Annotated in this window: 18 protein-coding genes; 12 read left to right on the forward strand and 6 right to left on the reverse strand. The window is 36.2% G+C overall.

The window, feature by feature from the left end; translation table 11 throughout:
• The 4 genes from V8G61_RS02400 to V8G61_RS02415 form a co-directional block, all read right to left on the reverse strand.
• Positions 1–555 (reverse strand): sigma-70 family RNA polymerase sigma factor, encoded by a 555-nt coding sequence (locus tag V8G61_RS02400; RefSeq protein WP_394873832.1) that lies wholly within the window; start codon positions 553–555, stop codon positions 1–3.
• Between the two features lie 47 nt (positions 556–602).
• A complete protein-coding gene (locus V8G61_RS02405) occupies positions 603–2,636 on the reverse strand; it encodes a M3 family metallopeptidase (protein WP_394873833.1) in 2,034 nt (677 codons plus the stop codon).
• Positions 2,637–2,782: 146 nt separating this feature from the next.
• On the reverse strand, positions 2,783–3,265 hold the full coding sequence (purE, locus tag V8G61_RS02410) for a 5-(carboxyamino)imidazole ribonucleotide mutase (RefSeq protein WP_394873834.1): 483 nt from the start codon (positions 3,263–3,265) through the stop codon (positions 2,783–2,785).
• Position 3,266: 1 nt separating this feature from the next.
• Positions 3,267–4,421 carry a 5-(carboxyamino)imidazole ribonucleotide synthase gene (locus tag V8G61_RS02415; protein ID WP_394873835.1) on the reverse strand — a complete coding sequence of 385 codons (1,155 nt, stop codon included), beginning with the start codon at positions 4,419–4,421 and terminating at the stop codon, positions 3,267–3,269.
• Positions 4,422–4,558: 137 nt separating this feature from the next.
• Here V8G61_RS02415 and V8G61_RS02420 point away from each other — a divergent pair, with 137 nt between their 5' ends.
• Positions 4,559–5,668, forward strand: coding sequence for an adenylate kinase (locus V8G61_RS02420; protein WP_394873836.1), 1,110 nt, complete (start codon positions 4,559–4,561; stop codon positions 5,666–5,668).
• Positions 5,669–5,735: 67 nt separating this feature from the next.
• Positions 5,736–6,758, forward strand: coding sequence for a GTPase ObgE (gene obgE / locus V8G61_RS02425; protein WP_394873837.1), 1,023 nt, complete (start codon positions 5,736–5,738; stop codon positions 6,756–6,758).
• A gap of 126 nt (positions 6,759–6,884) precedes the next feature.
• Here obgE and V8G61_RS02430 read toward each other — a convergent pair whose 3' ends face one another.
• Together V8G61_RS02430 and V8G61_RS02435 are read right to left on the reverse strand one after the other, a co-directional pair.
• Entirely contained in the window at positions 6,885–7,526 is a 642-nt protein-coding gene (locus V8G61_RS02430; protein ID WP_394873838.1) for an SdpI family protein, read from the reverse strand.
• Between the two features lie 4 nt (positions 7,527–7,530).
• Positions 7,531–7,785: an autorepressor SdpR family transcription factor gene (locus V8G61_RS02435; RefSeq protein ID WP_394873839.1), complete on the reverse strand. Its 255-nt coding sequence runs from the start codon at positions 7,783–7,785 to the stop codon at positions 7,531–7,533.
• Between the two features lie 111 nt (positions 7,786–7,896).
• On the opposite strand from V8G61_RS02435, the gene V8G61_RS02440 reads away from it, so the two are divergent.
• From V8G61_RS02440 to V8G61_RS02485, 10 genes are all read left to right on the forward strand, one after another.
• Positions 7,897–8,418: a DUF4136 domain-containing protein gene (locus V8G61_RS02440; protein WP_394873840.1), complete on the forward strand. Its 522-nt coding sequence runs from the start codon at positions 7,897–7,899 to the stop codon at positions 8,416–8,418.
• A gap of 97 nt (positions 8,419–8,515) precedes the next feature.
• A complete protein-coding gene (locus V8G61_RS02445) occupies positions 8,516–9,241 on the forward strand; it encodes an SDR family oxidoreductase (RefSeq protein WP_394873841.1) in 726 nt (241 codons plus the stop codon).
• Positions 9,242–9,375: 134 nt separating this feature from the next.
• A complete protein-coding gene (locus tag V8G61_RS02450) occupies positions 9,376–10,296 on the forward strand; it encodes a tetratricopeptide repeat protein (RefSeq protein WP_394873842.1) in 921 nt (306 codons plus the stop codon).
• A 139-nt stretch (positions 10,297–10,435) separates the two neighbouring features.
• Positions 10,436–11,791: a UDP-N-acetylmuramate--L-alanine ligase gene (gene murC, locus V8G61_RS02455; RefSeq protein WP_394873843.1), complete on the forward strand. Its 1,356-nt coding sequence runs from the start codon at positions 10,436–10,438 to the stop codon at positions 11,789–11,791.
• Positions 11,792–12,030: 239 nt separating this feature from the next.
• Positions 12,031–12,414, forward strand: coding sequence for a hypothetical protein (locus V8G61_RS02460; protein ID WP_394873844.1), 384 nt, complete (start codon positions 12,031–12,033; stop codon positions 12,412–12,414).
• Positions 12,408–14,156, forward strand: a complete 1,749-nt coding sequence (locus V8G61_RS02465) for an ATP-binding protein (protein ID WP_394873845.1) — start codon at positions 12,408–12,410, stop codon at positions 14,154–14,156. Before V8G61_RS02460 ends, V8G61_RS02465 begins: the two co-directional genes overlap by 7 nt.
• 65 nt (positions 14,157–14,221) lie before the next feature.
• Entirely contained in the window at positions 14,222–14,920 is a 699-nt protein-coding gene (gene radC / locus V8G61_RS02470) for a DNA repair protein RadC (RefSeq protein ID WP_394873846.1), read from the forward strand.
• Positions 14,920–16,224 (forward strand): polysaccharide deacetylase family protein, encoded by a 1,305-nt coding sequence (locus V8G61_RS02475; RefSeq protein WP_394873847.1) that lies wholly within the window; start codon positions 14,920–14,922, stop codon positions 16,222–16,224. Before radC ends, V8G61_RS02475 begins: the two co-directional genes overlap by 1 nt.
• Positions 16,214–16,903 carry a YjjG family noncanonical pyrimidine nucleotidase gene (locus V8G61_RS02480; RefSeq protein WP_394873848.1) on the forward strand — a complete coding sequence of 230 codons (690 nt, stop codon included), beginning with the start codon at positions 16,214–16,216 and terminating at the stop codon, positions 16,901–16,903. Before V8G61_RS02475 ends, V8G61_RS02480 begins: the two co-directional genes overlap by 11 nt.
• A gap of 77 nt (positions 16,904–16,980) precedes the next feature.
• Positions 16,981–17,799, forward strand: a complete 819-nt coding sequence (locus V8G61_RS02485) for a hypothetical protein (RefSeq protein WP_394873849.1) — start codon at positions 16,981–16,983, stop codon at positions 17,797–17,799.
• Position 17,800: the final 1 nt, after the last annotated feature.

Here is a 17,800-nt window from a genome sequence, read left to right on the forward strand (position 1 = left end):
TTAAAACCAGTTTTCTTTTAAACATTGTGCCATTGCCGTACGAGCCCGATGGATTATAACCCACAGGTTAGACGGTGTAATATTGAGTTCATTACAAATAACCTCGGTTTCATAGCCTTCAATAGTTTTCATTTTAAAGACCTCGGCCTGTTTCTTAGGGAGTTTTTCCAGACACTTAAAAATGGCTTCACCAAGTTCTTCATTTTGCATGGTGTCTTCGGCTGTTTTATCAAATGGGTCGGCAACGCGCTCTTCCAGCCAATCGCCCTCGCTTTCTGGATCATCAGAATAGCTCATGCGAACTTCGGCCTGACCTTTATTTGAATTTATTTTCCGGTAGTGATCAATGATTTTACGCTTTAATATTGAAATAAGCCAGGTACGTTCACTGGCTTCACCTTTAAAATTCTTCATCGATTTTAAGCCTGCCAAAAAGGTGTCCTGCACAAGATCCTGTGCAACATCATTATCACTTACACGCACGATGGTATAATTATAAAGGTAGTCGGCGTATAAATCAATCCATTGATCCGGATAAAGTTCATGCTTTGGCATAGTGCAATTATGTGAACACCAAAAATAAACTAAAAAAATGGATTTTATTATTTAATCAATCCTGCTCTTTTTAATAAGGCTTCAGGTTCCGGTTCTTTTCCGCGGAAGCGCTTATATAAGATCATCGGATCCTCTGTGCCGCCCTGCGACAAAACGTGAGTTCTAAACTTTCCTGCAACGGTTTTGCTAAAAATACCCTCTTCTTTAAAATATTCGAAAGCATCGGCATCCAGAACCTCGGCCCATTTATAGCTATAATATCCTGAGGAATATCCACCCTGAAAAATATGAGAAAATGCTGTACTCATGCAATTTTCTGCTACATCGGGATAGAGTTTACTGTTTTGGAAAGCTTCCAGTTCATGCGATTTTACATCCGTTATTTTTGAAGGATCGATACCATGCCAGCTCATATCTAAAAGCCCAAAACTGAGTTGACGCAACGTTTGCATCCCTTCATTAAAAGTAGCTGATTCCTTGATTTTTTTTACATATTCCATCGGGATCATTTCATCGGTTTCGTAGTGTTTTGCGAAGATTTCCAAGGCCTCTTTTTCGTAACACCAGTTCTCCAACACCTGACTTGGTAATTCCACAAAATCCCAATAAACACTGGTTCCGGATAAACTAGGGTAAGTGGTATCAGCCAACATCCCATGTAAGGCATGGCCAAACTCATGAAACAATGTGGTTACTTCATTAAAGGTAAGTAAGGAAGGTTTGGTTTTTGTGGGTTTGGTGAAATTACAAACGATTGAAATATGTGGCCGGTGGTTCACGCCATTTTTTACAAATTGCGGTTTGTAAACGGTCATCCAGGCCCCGTTTCGTTTTCCGGGACGCGGAAAAAAATCAGCGTAAAAGATCGCTACCAGATCACCATTGCTTTGCGTTACTTTATAGGTTAAAACCTCCTCGTTGTATTTATCGATAGTATCGATAAGTTCAAAGTTGAGGTCGTAAAGCTTGTTGGCTATGGTAAACACCCCGTCAATAACATTCTCCAGTTTGAAATAAGGCTTTAATAGCTCATCATCCAGCTTGAATAATTTTTGTTTTAGTTTTTCTGAATAATAAGCCCCATCCCATTTTTCAAGGCGGTCGATATTATCAAGAGATTTTGCAAAATTTTCCAAAGTTTTAAACTCCCGCTTTGCTGCTGGCTTTGCCTTCTCTAAAAGCTCATTCAGAAACTCGGTAACTTTTTCAGGCGTTTCAGCCATACGCTCTTCTAAAACAAAATGTGCATGTGTTTTATACCCTAAAAGTTGGGCGCGCTCAAAGCGTAGTTTGGCGATATCCAAAACAATACTCTGATTATCCAGATCATCTTTGTGGAACCCTTTAGAACCAAAAGCTAAAGCCATTTTTTTTCTTAATTCTCGGTTATCAGCATAGGTCATAAATGGAATATAACTAGGGTAATCCAGAGTAAATAACCAACCTTTCAGGTCTTTCGATTCCGCTAAATGTTGGGCAGCCTCTTTAGCCCCTTCGGGTAACCCGGAAAGGTCATCTTCATTGGTTACCAACATTTCAAATTTATTTGTTTCAGCCAGAACATGTTCACCAAATTTTAATTTCAACTGACTTAATTTTTTATCAATCTCACGGAGTTTCAGTTTTTTGCCTTCCGGTAAATTAGCTCCATTTCTGGAAAAGCTTTTGTATTTTTTATCCAATAATCTTAACTGCTCAGTGCTTAGTTTCAACTCGTTTTGAGAATCATATACTGTTTTGATACGCTCAAAAAGCACTTTGTTCAAGGTAATATCGTTACTAAACTCAGAGAGCATAGGCGATACTTCTTGGGCAATATCCTGAATGGTTTTGTTGGTCTCCGCCGAATTCAAATTGAAAAAAATACTGGAAATGATATCGAGTTGCTCACCAGAAAATTCTAAAGCCTCAATTGTATTTTCAAAGGTTGGTGCGTCCAGATTTTCCACAATAGCATCAATTTCTGCTCGAGCCTGATCCATTGATTCGATGAACGACACCATAAAGTCTTCTGTTTTAATTTTTGAAAAAGGTGCTGAATTATAGGGAGTTGCGAAAGGTGTTTTTAAATATGGATTCATTTTATGAAAAAAATATTTTTAGAAAAATTAAGATTACTATGCGCACATAATAATTTTTTATATATTAGCCACCGATACTTCACGAGTGACTAACTCACAGAATTATTGTTAATAGCTAAAAAAGCCTCATTCATTTGAGGCTTTTTTTATTTTAAGTCTTTCGCAGATTCGATTACTTTACTTTTTAAACCTTCTTTGTAGGCTATGATTTTGTCTAATACTGCAGAATCATGAGCGCCAATAATTTGAGCCGCCAGGATACCCGCATTTTTAGCGCCGTTTAGGGCTACTGTTGCAACCGGAACGCCACCAGGCATTTGTAGAATAGACAGAACAGAATCCCAGCCATCAATGGAATTACTACTTTTTACAGGCACTCCAATAACAGGTAAAGGAGATAGTGAGGCTATCATTCCAGGCAGATGTGCCGCACCTCCGGCCCCGGCAATTATTACTGAGAACCCTTTGGTGTGGGCATATTTACCATAATCGAAAAGTTTTTCTGGTGTACGATGGGCAGATACAATATCGACGTCTACTTCAATGTTAAATTCTTTTAAGATGTCGATGGCATCCTGCATCACGGGTAGGTCGCTTTTGCTTCCCATAATTACTCCTACTTTGCTCATATTATTCACTTATTACTTTAATTAATCCTTTCACTTGTTCAGCGATCTTTCGGGCTTCATTTAAATCTTGATTCACAATGGTGACATGCCCCATTTTACGAAACGGGCGTGTTTGTTTTTTACCATAAATGTGCGGCGTTACGCCATCCATTTTCATAATCTCGGCAATGTTTTCATACACTACGTTTCCGGTGTAGCCTTCAGCACCAACGAGATTCACCATAACACCTCCAACTTTACTATCGGTTTTACCCAAAGGCAGATCTAAAATGGCTCGGAGATGCTGCTCGAATTGCGATGTGTAACTCGCTTCAATACTTTGGTGTCCGGAGTTATGAGGTCTCGGGGCTACCTCGTTTATTAAAATCTCGTCGTTCTGGGTTTGAAACATTTCCACGGCAAGCAAGCCCACGTGATTGTAGGCCTTTGATATGTTTAAGGCTACCTCTTGTGCTTTTTTTGCAACGGCTTCCGATATCCGGGCCGGACAAATAACATATTCCACCTGGTTTGCTTCCGGGTGAAATTCCATTTCTACAACAGGGTAACTTTTCACCTCGCCCGAGGCCCTTCGTGCAACAATAACGGCTAACTCATTTTTAAATGGTACGAGCTCCTCGGCAATGCATTCTCCTTTAGGTAACCCTTCCAGATCTTCTATAGTTTTTACGATCTTCACACCCTGACCATCATAACCAAACTGTGCCGCTTTCCAAACAAAAGGGAGCTTTAACCCACCATGTTTCAATGCCTCTTTGATCTCTGACAAATAGGCAAATCGGGAAAAAGGTGCCGTGGGTAAATTATGATCAATATAGAATAACTTTTGCTTGGCCTTATTTTGAATAGTGCGTAGCGTTTTTGATGATGGATATACTTTAATACCTTCCTTTTCAAGATCAGCTAACGCATCAATATTAACATTCTCGATTTCAATGGTAAGGACATCTACCTGTTTTCCGAAATTGTAAACGGCATCGTAATCCAGGAGGTCTCCCAAATGAAACTCGTCACAAGCAATTTTACAGGGAGCCGCATTACTGGCTTCCAGAACACAGGTGTAAATATCAAATTTTCTGGTGTTATAAAGCAGCATTTTTCCAAGTTGACCACCGCCTAAAATTCCGAGTTTAAAATTTGAAGAAAAGTAATTCATGTTGTTATTTTGGGTAAATAGTCATCATTCATACGCAAAAATACACTTAAATCTTAAAATACTGTTGAAATGCTAAATCAAAAAATGGGTATTCCTTAATCTATTGATTATCTTTGCGTCCTTAAAAACAAGTAATAGTGATTAAACTTCACGATAAATATTTTAAACCGTTTATATCTGCCAAAGAAATTGATGCGATCCTGGATAAAATGGTCGCTGATATTTCCAAAGATATTGGTGACGAAATACCTGTTTTTGTAGGTATTTTGAATGGCTCATTTATGGTGGTCAGTGATCTTGTAAAAAAGTATCCTAAGCCCTGCGAAGTAACCTTTATTAAATTAGCGTCCTACGAAGGCGTGAAATCTACTGAAGATATTCAGCGATTAATTGGTTTAACGCAAGATCTTACGGGTCGAACGGTGGTCATTTTAGAGGATATTATCGATACGGGAAATACACTGAATGAGGTTCATCGTATTTTTAAAAATGAAAATGTAAAGACTTTAAAAATTGCGACCTTATTTCATAAACCTGAGGCCTATAATAAAGACTTTAAACTACACTATGTGGGGAAAGAAATTCCTAATAAATTCATAGTAGGTTACGGTTTGGATTATAACGGGTTAGGACGCGATATTCCTGAAGTTTATCAAATAAAAGAAACACAACACATGATCAATTTAGTGCTTTTTGGTCCTCCGGGAGCAGGTAAAGGAACACAAGCGAATTTTTTAAAAGAAAAATATAATTTAGTCCATATTTCAACCGGTGATGTTTTTAGATTTAACATCAAGAACGAAACAGCTTTAGGGATGCTGGCCAAGTCATATATGGATAAAGGTGAATTGGTACCAGATCAGGTAACTATTGATATGCTTAATGCTGAGGTTGAAAAGAATGCTGATGCCAAAGGCTTTATTTTTGATGGTTTTCCTAGAACGAATGCACAAGCTGAATCGTTGGATAAATTGATGGACACTAAAGATTCGCAAATCAATGCGATGATCGCTCTGGAAGTAGACGATGATGTTTTGGTAGAACGGCTTTTAAAGCGTGGTGAGACCAGTGGCAGACCAGATGATGCGAATGAGTCTGTGATCAGAACCCGAATTGGTGAATACTACAAAAAAACAGCGGTATTAAAGGATTATTACTCAGCTCAAGACAAGTATTATGGTGTTGATGGTGTTGGTTCGATTGAGGATATTACCAAGCGCTTAAGTGCTGTTATTGATAACTTATAAAAACGGTTTTTAATCCTAAAGCCAATTAATTAATCTTATATTTTCCGCAAAGCGGAACTACAGACGCATGACTGAAGGTAATTTTGTTGATTATATAAAACTATATGTGGCTTCCGGAAACGGAGGTAAGGGCTCTGCGCATTTACATCGTGAAAAATATGTTACAAAAGGAGGTCCCGACGGTGGTGATGGTGGTCGTGGCGGTCATGTGATTCTTCGAGGAAATAAAAACTTGTGGACACTTTTTCATTTAAAATTTAAAAAGCACATTCGCGCGGGCCATGGAGAACATGGTAGTAAAAGTAGGAGTACCGGCGCTGATGGTGAAGATGCTTTTGTTGAAGTGCCTTTAGGAACCGTAGTCAGAGACGCTGAAACCAAGGAGATATTATTCGAAATTACTGAAGATGGTGAGGAAAAAGTTTTAGTTGAAGGTGGAAAAGGTGGTCTGGGAAACTGGCACTTTAAATCATCTACGAATCAAACACCGCGTTATGCCCAACCTGGTATACCGATGGAAGAAAAAGACGTTATACTGGAATTGAAAGTGTTAGCTGATGTTGGGTTGGTAGGTTTTCCGAATGCCGGTAAATCGACCTTGCTCTCGGTGATGACTTCAGCCAAACCTAAAATTGCAGATTACGAATTTACAACCCTAAAACCCAATTTGGGTATCGTGGAATATCGTGATTTTAAAACCTTTATCATGGCTGATATTCCGGGTATTATTGAAGGTGCTGCTGAAGGTAAGGGTTTAGGACATTATTTTTTAAGGCATATCGAACGTAATTCAATTCTACTATTCCTAATTCCTGCGGATGCCAAAGACATCAAAAAGCAATACGATATTTTACTCGATGAATTGCGTCGTTATAATCCAGAAATGCTGGATAAGGAACGATTGATCGCTATCTCGAAAAGTGACATGTTGGATGCTGAATTAAAGGCTGAAATGAAATCGGAATTAGACAAAACGTTACCGGTGCCATATCTTTTTATTTCATCTGTTGCTCAGCAAGGTCTTACAGAGCTCAAGGACGCTCTTTGGAAAATGTTGAATTCTAGTGAAACCGCTCCGAAATCCATCTAGAAATGAGTTCGAAAGCTTTTGGAGAAAGGTTTTCCTCAATCTGACCGTATTCCTAACGCAAAACTGTTTTGTCTGTTTGAAATAAATAATTCAAACCATCTAACTTTTTAAGGGTGACATCCGGGTTTACGAATCTAATTTTCTGTAAAGAAAATAGGAGTATAGGATTGGAATAACTGATATGGTAATAACTATAGTTAAAAAAATCCTTGAACTTATATCCTTATTAAAAATCAAACAACACACTACAATAGCCAGACCGCCAACAAACCAAAGTTTACCGCCCAGAGTATGGGTTTTCTTCCAAACTGCTTCACTTTCCAGGGTCCACGGGGTTCGAATTCCAATAAAATAATTAGCCTTAATGGTTTTCATATAGTTTCCAAAAACCACAAACAACAAGCCCAAAACAATGAATAATAAATTGGGATTATGTATGGCCTGCTCTTTGGCACTGTAGATAATAAACATAGCTAAGGCCGCCATAAATAGGAGTAGAAAAAATTTTAAATTATAATATTTTTGTCCCATATATTGAAGCTTCTTTTTTGGATCTATTAATGGGATTACGGAGAGTAAACCATACATAAATAAAGTCATTAAACAGGTTATAAAGATTAAGGAGCTTTTATCTCCCCAGTTATCAATTTCTCCTTTGAAATTCCAATGAAGTGGAACGGTTTCGGGTAGACTGTTCCAAACAAAAGCCAAATAAGCTAGGGGAGCGGCAACGATAAGAAGTAATGGAAGTTCTTTTTTTAGTTTCATCAGATTATTTTTTTAATGTTATTAGCCATTGCAAGACATCTTCGAGTATGGTGGTATTAATAGAGTAGGTAATAAATTGGCCTTGTTTTTCACTGGTAACCAATTCAGCACGTTTTAAAATATCCAAATGATGCGAAATACTGGGTTTCGAAATATCAAAAGCTTCAGCAATTTCACCAGCGGTCAAGTCACGTGTCTTTAAGAGCTCGAGTATCTCCCGACGGGTTTCATCATTTAAGGCTTTAAATAAATAATTCATTATTTAGGTATTTAGACAAATATCTAAATATTATTTGAATTATTCAAATTTTTAGGATAAGAATTAATGAATACGCTAATTTTTTAATTAAATTTAAAAAAAATAGGTATAATGAATTCTATGAAATGGCTATTACTCGTTATGGTTTTAAGTTCCTGTGCGCCCATATATGTAACGTACGATTATGATCAGCAAACCAATTTTAATGCATATAAAACCTATAATTATTATAGTGATATGAAGCCCGGCTTAAGTGACTTGGATACACGGCGTCTTTTGGATGCTTTGGATGCGAAACTTAAATTGATGGGTATGGAATTATCTAATACACCAGATTTTTTTATTGACATTAGAAGTCAGGCCTATCAACAGGCACCAAATCAAACTGTTGGTCTTGGTGTTGGCGGTGGTGGTCGGAATATGGGTGGTGGTATTTCCATTGGATTACCTATTGGTCAGGGTCAGGTGAATCGTCAGATCACTATTGATTTTGTTGATGAGAACAAAAAGCAATTATTCTGGCAAGCGATAAGCGATTATCGTTTTGATCCAAACGCTTCTCCTGAAACCCGACTCACACGAATTCAACAACTGGTGAACAAGGTCTTATCAAAGTACCCACCAAGTAAGTAGGCCCTTCAAACCTTCAAACTTTATAATTATCCTAACAGTTTATCTTTTGGGAAGGCTTGTTGATTTTGTAATTTCGTAACAATTCAAAAAAAAGAACATGAGTTTACTAAATAATAAAGTCGCATTAATAACCGGTGGTACCAAAGGAATTGGTTATGCTGTCGCCTTGGCCTTGCTAAACGAGAGTATTCAGGTAGCGATCACAAGCCGGAATGAAAAAGCCGCACAAGACGCCGCAACCGAATTAAACAAGGTATCAAAAACCGGGGCTAAAGCCATTGGTATTGAAGCTAACGTTAAAGACTATAATAGTCAGGCAAACGCTGTAAAAAAAGTTATTGAAGTCTTCGGTCGCCTCGATATCGTAATTGCCAACGCCGGACTAGGCCATTTTGCGAGTGTAGAGGAGTTGACTGTCGACCAATGGAAAGAAACCATAGATACAAATCTCTCAGGCGTGTTTTACTCTATAAAAAGTAGTGTTGAAGCCCTTAAAGCAACTGAAGGCTATTTTATTACAATTTCCAGTTTAGCCGGTACTAATTTCTTTGCTAAAGGATCGGCCTATAATGCCAGTAAGTTTGGAGTAACCGGATTTACACAAGCTGCCATGCTGGATTTACGGCAATATAATATTAAGGTAAGTACGATCATGCCAGGCTCTGTGGCTACCCATTTTAATGGAAATACCCCAAACGAAAAGGATGCCTGGAAAATTCAGGGCGAAGATATCGGAATGTTGGTCATTGATTTACTAAAAATGCACCCAAGAACCTTACCAAGTAAAATTGAGGTACGGCCAACCATGCCACCTAGTCATTAGAAAAATGAGCTTATAAAAATATTATAAGGCTTGTTATCTGTTTCTGTCAAATATTACAACAAGTCTTTCGTTATGCTTAAGATTAATTGTTCGTAAGTTAGTTATAAAAGTTAAATTTGCACTTTCGCCTGAATATGATGAAGAAATTTCTATACCTACTATTGTTTCCTGCTGCGATGTTCGGACAAATGTCCTTGTCGGGTGTTGAGGTGTTTCTTCAAAAGAAACAATACGAAAAAGCAGAGCGATTTATAAAGCATTACCTTGAAAAGCATCCTAACAGTCAAGAGGCTATTGAACTTTTAGGTGATGCTTATGGCTATCAGAAAAAATGGGATGAAGCTCTCGTGGAGTATAAAACTTTGATTGGACTTGATGTAAACAATGCCAATTATCACTATAAATATGGAGGAGTTTTAGGCATGAAGGCCTTAGAGAATAAATTTAAAGCCTTAAGCTATATTGGTGATGTAAAGTCCTCGTTTTTAAAAGCTATAGAATTAGATCCTAAGCATATTGAAGCACGATGGGCGCTAGTAGAATTGTATATGCAGTTACCGGGTATATTTGGAGGAAGTCAAACCAAGTCATTAAAATATGCTAACGAGCTTCTTAATCTTTCGAAATTGGATGGCTATTTGGCTTTAGGATATGTTTATGAATATGATGATCAGCCGGATCTGGCCGAAAAATATTATAAACTTGCCATAGAAGAGAGTGATGCCCTGCATAGTATTTCTGCTCGAAAGCAAATTCCCGAGATGTATTCAGAACAATCATATTTGAATCGAAATGCATTGTATTACCAAATAGGGAAAGTTGCTGCAGAATATAATATAGATCTGGATAAAGGGGAAGCCTGCCTACATACCTATATCAGAAATTATAGTTCAAAAGACGGGGTTCCGAGAGCCTGGGCGAATTACCGTTTGGCACAAATTCAAACTCATAAACAAAATAAAAAAGAAGCTCTTAAATATATTGATCTTGCTCTGGACGAATTACCTCAAATAAAACCCTTTATAGCAGAAAAGGAAAAAATATTAGATCTTTAAGTAGAACCAAGCTTGATAAACTACTTTTTATTTGTTCAGAAAACAGAAATTCTATCAGGCATTTAGAATGTCAATTCCTATATTTACCTTAACAAAAATCAAAAATACCATTCCGTACAAAATCTTATAAGATCAAACCATGACCGTACATTTTATTGCCATTGGAGGGGCAGCCATGCATAATTTAGCCTTGGCTTTACATTATAAGGGTTACGAAGTGACCGGAAGTGATGATACCATATTTGAACCTTCAAAATCACGTTTGGACAAAGCCGGATTGTTGCCGGAGGCATTTGGTTGGTTTCCAGAAAAAATAACAGGCGATCTGGATGCCGTTGTTCTTGGAATGCATGCCAAATCGGATAATCCTGAGCTTCTGAAAGCGCAGGAACTTAAATTAAAAATTTATAGTTATCCGGAATTTTTGTTTGAGCAGGCAAAACATAAAACCCGGGTTGTTATTGGTGGAAGTCATGGTAAAACCACAATTACTTCAATGATATTACACGTGATGCATTACCATAATCGTGATGTCGATTATATGGTAGGTGCCCAATTAGAAGGTTTTGATGTTATGGTGAAACTTACTGAGGAGAATGATTTTATTGTTTTAGAAGGTGATGAATATTTAAGCTCTCCGATAGACCGACGGCCAAAATTTCATTTGTATAAACCCAATATTGCCTTATTAAGTGGGATTGCATGGGATCATATTAATGTGTTTCCAACGTATGAAAACTATGTTGACCAATTTCGCATTTTTGTGGATTCCATTGTAGATGGTGGAAGTATTAATTATAATGAAGAAGATCCAGAGGTTAGACGTGTGGTGGAAGCTTCTCAAAACCCTATTCGGAAAATACCTTATTACACACCGGAATATACGATAGAAAACGGACAAACATTTCTTGAAACTTCTGAAGGGCCTTTACCTATTGAGGTATTTGGTAATCATAATCTAAATAATTTGGCCGGTGCTAAATGGATTTGTCAACATATGGGTGTGGATGAAGATGATTTTTATGAGGCTATTACGACCTTTAAAGGGGCTAGTAAACGGTTAGAAAAGCTGGCGGAAAATAAGCGAACAGTCATATATAAAGATTTTGCACACTCACCCAGTAAGGTCAAGGCAACAACAGAAGCTGTTAAAGCTCAATACTCGAATTTCAGGAACCTAGCTTGTTTAGAATTGCACACTTACAGTAGTTTGAATGCTGAGTTTCTTAAAGAATATAAAGGAGCTTTGGATGCTGCTGATGAAGCTGTAGTTTTTTATTCCCCTGAGGCGGTAGCCATTAAAAAGTTGGATTCCGTATCGAAAGATCAGATTGAAAAAGCGTTTGAACGTGATGATTTGATTATTTATACCAATCCTGAAGAATTTAAATCTTTTTTATTTGATCAAAATCTAGAAAACACGGCGCTTCTATTGATGAGTTCCGGCAACTACGGCGGTTTAGATTTTGATGAGGTTAAAGCCTTACTTTCCTAAAAATATCCCGGTTTTAATCACACCTCATTAATCTTCGGATAATTTCGTTCTGATTTTGTAGTATTTTTTATAAAAATCCGATGAACGGTAAAACCAGTTACCCATTCTGTAAGAATTATTAGCAAAATTCGCTTTAAAATTTAAATTTTTTTTTTAGTATTAAATTTTGTTATAAATTCGACGAAACGTTCAAAAAAAGCGATGAAATGCTTATTTTGGATTCCTACTAACCTAAAAGTATGAAAGTTGAACAATTATCTCTCAGTGAGCCCAATTGGCTTGAACAATTGTCGTCTATTAACATTGATGCAAACCTTTTCATGCTTTTTATTTCACTCCAGTTTAAGTCTAATCAAAAGCATTTTAATAGAATTTTGGAACAATGCCTGGACGTTATCCACAAAGATTTAAATCACTTAGCGCTATTAATAAGTTCTCTGGGCCGTTGGTTCTTACTAAAACAGTTAATTGGAGAAGAGGTAGAAGTTGTTCCTGATGTTTTGGGAGAAAAAACCTGTTTCACAGGATTTTATTCCTATGACCAAATAACTCCATTTAGTGGTTCCTCCAATAGTGAATTACACAATCAGAGTATGACAATATCAACACTTTCAGAATGTTAAATAATCAATTTCACAGACTATTAAGGCGACAGCTCAAAAAAGCACCTCCGGAACTATTAAATAATCCGGAATTTGCTGATTTTTTGGGCATGGTTGATGAAGCTTATCATAGTTATGATGCGGATGTGAGATATATCGAAAGAATTTCGGAAGAAAATTCTAAAGAACTTTTACAAGCCAATCAAAAACTAATATTTGAGCGTGATAATACAAGAACGCAGCTCGAAAATGTCGTTTCAAATATAGGGAGTGTCATTTTTGAGACCGATCTGAAAGGTCATTTTACATTTCTAAATGAATCATGGGCGAATCTAACTGGCCTTTCTGTAAATGAATCGCTAGGAAAACATTTTAGTACTTTCATTAATCTAAACGATATGCAAGATCGGTCCGAAGATCTTCAAATTTTGAATAAAAATGAGAGTTTCACAAAATTCAATTTTAAGCATAAGATCAATGATAAGTTGATGTGGTTTAAAGTGAAATCGAAATTGGTTTTGGACGTACAAGGAAAACCGAAAGGGTATATTGGATCTATTGTAGATATTACCAATTTGAAGGAGACTGAAATAGAACTTAAAAATGCCAATAAGGCTAAAGACGAGTTTTTGTCTACCATGTCGCATGAAATAAGAACGCCTTTAAATGCCGTTACAGGTCTTACCAATATTTTGCTTATGGAGGATTATTTACCCCAGCAATTAGAGAATTTAATGGCACTTAAATATTCAGGAGAACACCTTTTAGGCCTTATTAATGATCTGCTTGATCTTAGTAAAATTAATTCAGGTAAGGAAAAGTTAAGACAAAAGGATTTTAGTTTAAATCAGTTTATAGAAAGTATAAAATCAGATTTTCGTTTTCAGGCTGAACAAAAAGGGGTGGTGTTTAATGTCGTTAAAGAAAAGGATATCCCCGACATTCTTATTGGTGACACATTAAAGCTGAATCAAATTATCCGAAATTTATTAAGTAATTCCTTAAAATTTACCGAGAAAGGAAGCATTGTTTTTAAGATAAAAAATTTAGGAATCACTAATAATAAAATTAATTTAAGATTTAAAGTTATTGATACGGGTATTGGAATTTCAAAAGAACACCAGAAAAAAATATTTGAGAGTTTTGTTCAAGCAAATTCCGAGACCTCTTTAAAATATGGAGGAACAGGATTGGGCCTAGCAATTTGTAAAAAATTACTAAATCTTCAGGGCAGTGATTTAAATGTAAAAAGTAAATTAAATTCAGGGTCTAGCTTCTCTTTTGACATTACATACAAAATAAGTAATTCTTTGAGCACTTTTAAAACTGAAATGGTGAAATTAGAGCCATCTTATAAGCCTCTTGATGTTAGCGTACTTGTTGCGGAGGATAATAAAATGAATACGCTTATTTTAAAGCAATTTTTCACCAAATGGAAAGTTAATTTCATAATTGCGGAAAATGGTGAAGAAGCTATTCGATTTTTGACGGCTCCTAAAAACACTTTTGATCTTATTTTAATGGATTTACAAATGCCCATACTTAATGGGTATGACGCCACTGAAATGATTAGAAACTTATCGGATAAATCCCTTTCCAATATTCCTATAATCGCCTTAACCGCGTTTGCCCAATCGGATATTAAGCAGAAAACAAAACGCTACAAAATGAACGGTTTTATGGGTAAACCTTTCAATCCTGAAAAATTGTATATGCTTCTCAAGTCTTATAGTGAGCAGGCTGAAAAAAGAAGTGCAATTTAACATTAATTACAGCTTTATTTCTGAAATAAATTGTTTGATAGATACACAATATTTATATTTATCAAATGACTGAAAAAGCCCCCTCGTTTTCTATAAAAAACTGGAGCCAAGCAGATCAGCCCCGAGAAAAACTACTGTATAAAGGACAAGCCGCTTTGAGTGATGCCGAGTTGGTCGCCATTTTAATTGGTTCTGGAAATCGGGATGAGAGTGCTGTGGCCCTGTGTCAACGTATTTTAAAACAAGTTGATAATAACCTGAATGCTTTAGGAAAATTATCTATTAAGCAATTAATGACGTTTAAAGGCATTGGTGAAGCCAAGGCTATTACCATTTTAGCAGCTCTAGAATTAGGGCGCAGGAGACGTTTGGAAGATGCATTAAAACAAGCTAAAATAACCTCGAGTAAAGCGGTTTTTGAATTGATGCAACCGGTAATAGGAGAATTACAACACGAGGAATTTTGGATTATATATTTGAATCATTCCAATAAGGTTATACAGAAAAATCAATTGAGTAAAGGCGGTATAACAGGTACTTTGGTCGATGTAAGACTCGTTTTAAAACAAGCCCTGGAATTAGGTGCAACAGGCTTAATTTTGTCACACAACCATCCTTCAGGAACCCTAAAACCAAGTGAAGCCGATAAAAAAATAACAGAGAAACTAAAAACAGCAGCAAAAGTTTTGGATATAACGGTACTGGACCATCTTATTATCACAGAAAAAGCATACTTTAGTTTTGCAGACGAAACCCTTCTTTAATGCTATTAGTTTACACGCATAACATCTCACCGCGACTCAAATATGTTTTTCGGCATATTTGTACTCGGGTATTAGGAATTAAGGTAGATTTTACAAGTACCATTGAAAATTTTATAGCGCATAACAGCTTAAAAATGTCGTATACCAAACAACAATTGGGAAACGAATTTTTTATAAAAAGTCATGATATTTTATTCGAACAGGGTTTGAATGATATTGAGATCCATGTGTCGGATTGGGGGCGTACCAAATGTTTTTTTTCAAATGGAGAAAAGAGTTCCTTGCCCTTCGATATTTTTGCAGCAGCCTTTTATATGTTATCGCGCTATGAAGAATATTTACCCCATGTTAAAGATGAATATGGGCGTTTTATGGCTACGGAAAGTATAGCATATAAACACGATTTTTTACGGCAGCCGGTGGTCGATATTTGGGCCTATAAGTTTAAAGAGGCTTTGCAGGCACATTTTCCTGATTATGAGTTTCCGGAACAACACTACCGCTTAAAACCAATCATAGATGTACCCGTGGCTTATACTTTTAAATTAAAGGGAATTATGCGAACGGTGGGAGGTACTATTAAAGATTTTTTTAAGTTCCGCCTCAAAGATCTGTATATGCGATATGCCGTTTTGCTTGGATTTAAACACGACCCCTACGACACCTTTAAATACATCCTGAATCGGCAAAAACTTACCAAACATAAATTCCTGTTTTTCTTTTTAATTGGCGATTACTCCACCTACGATAAAGGTATAAATCCTAATAAGCGCAATTTTGTTTCCCTAATTAAGCACGTGGCTGATTACTGTGAAGTTGGATTAAAACCATCTTTTTTCGCTACCGAAAATGCTGAAATCCTGAAAAAGGAAAAGATACGTATGGAAGAGATTATCAATATGCCATTAAAAGCTAGCCGGCAATCATTTTCACGACTTAATTTACCCGATTCATATAGAAATTTAATTGAACTTGAAATTCAGGAAGATTATACCATGGGCTATGTGAATCATATTGGTTTTCGTGCTGGCAGTTGTACACCCTTTTTATTTTATGATTTGGATTATGAAGTGCAAACCCCTTTAAAAATTTGTCCATATCATTTTCTGGATTATGCTTTATTGAAGGAGCATTCGCTTCTCGATAAAAAGAAAGCGCTTAACACCATTATAGATGAGGTTAAGGCCGTTAATGGCGAATTTACCCCTATTTTTCATAATTACACATTTAGTGAAAATGAACGTTGGGTTGGTTATAAGGAGCTGTTTAACATGATATTAAACTCCGCTCAAGATGAAGATTAACGGTATTACAGACGTGTTTTTTGATTTGGATCACACGTTGTGGGATTTCGATAAGAATTCAGCTTTGACGTTTGAAAAGATTTTTAAAAGCAATACCATCGAAGTATCTTTAAATGATTTTATTTCTGTTTATGAGCCTATTAATTTAAAATACTGGAAGTTATATCGCGAGGATAAAATTTCGAAGGCCTACCTGCGTTTTAAACGCTTAAATGATGCCTTTTTAGAGTTGGACTTGACCTTAGACCCTGAAATCATTAATACCCTTTCAGAAGATTATATAACACATTTAAGTAGCTTTAATCATTTATTCGACCATACCAAAGAGATCTTAACATACCTTAGCCAACAGTACAGGTTACATATCATAACAAATGGATTTCAAGAGGTGCAGCATAAAAAGTTAGCACAATCTAATATCATCCATTATTTTGAAACGGTTACCAACTCGGAAATTGCCGGTGTAAAAAAACCGCATCCCGATATTTTCTATTACGCCTTGGAACTGGCGAAAACCAGTAAGGAAAAAAGCGTCATGATTGGTGATAATTTGGAGGCTGATGTATTGGGAGCGAAAGAAATTGGTATGGAAGCTATTTTTTTTAATATCAGGAATGAGGTAGTTAACCACCCAATTACACAGATCGATCATTTGTCTTTATTAAAAAACTATCTTTAGTTAGGTTTTATAATTAAAAGGCTATAATTTTTAAAAAGGTATCCTTATCTTTAAACTTTAACTTCATAATAATACTAATGAAAACCGCTTTTTTTTCTATTCTAATAATCTGTTTTTTGGGTTTCAATGTTTTTGCTCAAACCAGCATAAATGATTATAAATATGTGATAGTTCCTAAAAAATATGATTTTTTAAAAGAACCTAATCAGTATCAAATTAATGCTTTATCAAAATTCTTATTTGAGAAATATGGTTTTGAAGCGTATATGGAAGGCGATGAATTACCCCAAGACCTGAATTATAATCGTTGCTTGGCCTTAAATGCTGATATGTTCAAAGACAGTGGTTTATTTCGAACTAAATTAGCTTTGGTTCTAAAAAATTGTAATGGGACTGAAATTTATAAAGGACCCGATGGAGAAAGTCGTGAAAAGGATTTTAAAAGAGCATACACTGAGGCCACACGAAATGCGTTTAAACCACTCGAGCTTTTAAATTATAAATATGAACCGGGAGGTATAGCAGCGACTAAAGCTGTATTGCCAAAACAGCAAACCAAACCACAAGAAATTCAGGAATTACCTCAAGCTGTAAAAGCAAAAATGGCAGAACAGAAAATACAGCAACAAGAAGTTAAGGAGGAAATAGTTCCTGAGGGTTCAAGCCAACAATCGGAAGAAAGTTTAGAAACATTATACGCTCAAGAAATTACTAATGGCTTTCAGTTGGTCGATAAAACCCCAAAAGTGGTGTATCGCATGTTCAATACGCAAATAGCTAATGTGTATTTAGTAGAAAACCATTCCGCTATGATCTACAAGCATAATGGCCAGTGGGTTTATGAAACTTTAGATAATGGGGTAGTGGTTCAAAAGTTTTTGATCATTAAGTTTTAGG

The sequence above is a fragment of the Gaetbulibacter sp. M240 genome (assembly GCF_043876815.1).
In the GTDB taxonomy this organism is placed as follows: domain Bacteria; phylum Bacteroidota; class Bacteroidia; order Flavobacteriales; family Flavobacteriaceae; genus Gaetbulibacter_A.

Excerpts from the sequence above, each read along its gene's own strand:
- V8G61_RS02415 (WP_394873835.1), bottom strand. The coding sequence starts at position 4,421 with ATGAATTACTTTTCTTCAAATTTTAAACTCGGAATTTTAGGCGGTGGT.
- murC (WP_394873843.1), top strand. The coding sequence starts at position 10,436 with ATGACCGTACATTTTATTGCCATTGGAGGGGCAGCCATGCATAATTTA.
- purE (WP_394873834.1), bottom strand. The coding sequence starts at position 3,265 with ATGAGCAAAGTAGGAGTAATTATGGGAAGCAAAAGCGACCTACCCGTG.
- V8G61_RS02440 (WP_394873840.1), top strand. The coding sequence starts at position 7,897 with ATGAATTCTATGAAATGGCTATTACTCGTTATGGTTTTAAGTTCCTGT.
- V8G61_RS02460 (WP_394873844.1), top strand. The coding sequence starts at position 12,031 with ATGAAAGTTGAACAATTATCTCTCAGTGAGCCCAATTGGCTTGAACAA.
- V8G61_RS02475 (WP_394873847.1), top strand. The coding sequence starts at position 14,920 with ATGCTATTAGTTTACACGCATAACATCTCACCGCGACTCAAATATGTT.
- V8G61_RS02485 (WP_394873849.1), top strand. The coding sequence starts at position 16,981 with ATGAAAACCGCTTTTTTTTCTATTCTAATAATCTGTTTTTTGGGTTTC.
- V8G61_RS02400 (WP_394873832.1), bottom strand. The coding sequence starts at position 555 with ATGCCAAAGCATGAACTTTATCCGGATCAATGGATTGATTTATACGCC.
- V8G61_RS02430 (WP_394873838.1), bottom strand. The coding sequence starts at position 7,526 with ATGAAACTAAAAAAAGAACTTCCATTACTTCTTATCGTTGCCGCTCCC.
- V8G61_RS02450 (WP_394873842.1), top strand. The coding sequence starts at position 9,376 with ATGATGAAGAAATTTCTATACCTACTATTGTTTCCTGCTGCGATGTTC.
- V8G61_RS02465 (WP_394873845.1), top strand. The coding sequence starts at position 12,408 with ATGTTAAATAATCAATTTCACAGACTATTAAGGCGACAGCTCAAAAAA.
- V8G61_RS02405 (WP_394873833.1), bottom strand. The coding sequence starts at position 2,636 with ATGAATCCATATTTAAAAACACCTTTCGCAACTCCCTATAATTCAGCA.
- obgE (WP_394873837.1), top strand. The coding sequence starts at position 5,736 with ATGACTGAAGGTAATTTTGTTGATTATATAAAACTATATGTGGCTTCC.
- V8G61_RS02435 (WP_394873839.1), bottom strand. The coding sequence starts at position 7,785 with ATGAATTATTTATTTAAAGCCTTAAATGATGAAACCCGTCGGGAGATA.
- V8G61_RS02445 (WP_394873841.1), top strand. The coding sequence starts at position 8,516 with ATGAGTTTACTAAATAATAAAGTCGCATTAATAACCGGTGGTACCAAA.
- radC (WP_394873846.1), top strand. The coding sequence starts at position 14,222 with ATGACTGAAAAAGCCCCCTCGTTTTCTATAAAAAACTGGAGCCAAGCA.
- V8G61_RS02480 (WP_394873848.1), top strand. The coding sequence starts at position 16,214 with ATGAAGATTAACGGTATTACAGACGTGTTTTTTGATTTGGATCACACG.